The organism is Streptomyces sp. NPDC001732 (assembly GCF_053596315.1).
Genome location: NZ_JBSFFY010000190.1, coordinates 1 through 1822 on the forward strand (window position 1 = coordinate 1; position 1822 = coordinate 1822).

The following is a 1822-nucleotide window of genomic DNA, read 5'->3' on the forward strand; positions in this document are numbered from 1 at the left end:
GCCGACGCAACTGCTCGACCTCACGGAACGAACCCGCATCCAGCAGCAGACCGATCCGCTCACGCGCCGTCAGCTTCCCCTTGGCATGCTGCGCCTCGGTCGCCCGGTCACTCGGTCCACGCAGCGCCTCGGCGCGGATCGCGAGCAGTTCGTCCGTCGTGTTCTGTGGCATGGCCAACCCCCTTGTCGTCTCTGCCGGTCAGGCCGGCACCCCACCGTCACCGTGTGAGCTCGGACCGCACCGACGGACCGGCCCCCGAGAGGACCGGACCCCCGGTGTCCCGGCGGTACGAGGGGGGGATCGCCCACCGGGCAGGGAGGCTCCGCGACATGAGCGAGCGCTGCACCTGACGCGCTCCATGGAACTGCGCCCGCGCCACGCACGGCAATGCCCACTACAGGAAGCTGCCAGCGACCGGGCGCGGGCGCCTCGTTGTGCTTGGAGAGGCGGCCCCGGCCCTTCACCCGTGCCGTCGCGCCCGCCGCGCCGGGTGCGCCGTTCCCCGCCCGGCGGGCGGCCCCGGGCGGGGAATTACGGGCTGGACATGACAAGCCATTACGGTCGCCGGCGAACGGCCGGACACCGGAACCGCCCGTCCTTCACCACGCCCGGCACACCGCACACCGCACCGCGCCGCGCAGCGCGCCGTACCCACCACGCACCGCACCGCGCCACACCGCCTCCGCCGCCCACGGTCACCGGACCGGGAGGTGGTAGGCGACCCGGAAGCGGTCGGCGGGCACCACCACGTCCGCCGTCTCGACCGCGCGGCCCGACGCGTAGTACGTCCGCTCGATCACCATCACCACGTGCCCCGGCACCCCGCCGAGCGCCAGGAGCTCCTCCGCCAGCCCCGGGCGCGCGCCGACCTGTTCGGCCACGTTGTCCACGACGATGTCGATCGCGGCCATCCGCTCGACCACCCCGCAGCCGCCCAGGGGCCCCTCCTCCGGCAGCATCACCGGCGTGCGCCCCGTCACGGCGAGCGGCTCCCAGGAGGTCGAGAGCATCATCGGCTCCCCCGCCTCCCGGAAGGTGTACCGCGTCCGCATCACCCGGTCGCCCGGCTCGATGCCGAGGCGCCCGGCGACCTCCGCACTCGCCTCCTCCTGCTCGCTGCGGGACTCCCACGTCCCGCGCACCCCCTCCGCCGTCTGTTCCTGGCGGAACGGACTGGCACCGGCGGCCGACCGGTAGCCGGAGCGGGCGATCCGTCGCGGCACGGGGCGCTCGCGCACATACGTGCCGGAGCCCGAGCGGCCCTCCACCAGTCCCTCGGCCATCAGCACCTTGCGCGCCTCCAGCGCGACGGTGTCCGATACCCCATACTCCTCGCGGATACGGGCCTGCGAAGGCAGGCGCGTATGGGGCGGCAGCAAACCGTTGACGATCTTCTCCCTCAGGTCGCTTGCAACGCGCAGATACGCGGGCTGCTCACCGAAAGTCACAGGCCACTCCCAACAGGTTGACAGTCTGCGACAGCCTGACAACCGTCGGTTGTGGACCGCAAGCACAGGCCAAAGATTCACCTGATGTGATGATTCGCTGTCCACTCATGCATATCCGGCCGTCGGCCACCAGAACGATCTCAGCCCTTCTCGATTTCCCTGCCCCTTCCTTCCCTCCCCCCGTTTCCCACAACCTCCCGCCCCTTCCCGACCTGGGCCGGCAGGCCCCCTCCCCGGCGGAAAACGCAGCGGGGGGGGGGGGGGGGGGGCCCCCCCCCCCCCCGGGGGGGGGGGCCCCCGGGGGGGGGGGGCCACGTCGGGAACAAGCTGATGTGTTCGCGCATGCCCGCCCACCGCATTGCGATTAACCGAC

2 protein-coding genes are annotated in these 1822 nt (G+C 72.4%); both read right to left on the reverse strand.

Features of this window, described 5'->3' with window-relative positions:
• Positions 1 to 172: carboxyl transferase domain-containing protein (locus ACWCXX_RS41275; protein WP_451136451.1), on the reverse strand; the 172-nt coding region annotated here is incomplete at its 3' end.
• A 524-nt stretch (positions 173 to 696) separates the two neighbouring features.
• Positions 697 to 1449 (reverse strand): GntR family transcriptional regulator, encoded by a 753-nt coding sequence (locus ACWCXX_RS41280; RefSeq protein ID WP_451136449.1) that lies wholly within the window; start codon positions 1447 to 1449, stop codon positions 697 to 699.
• Positions 1450 to 1822 lie beyond the last annotated feature (373 nt).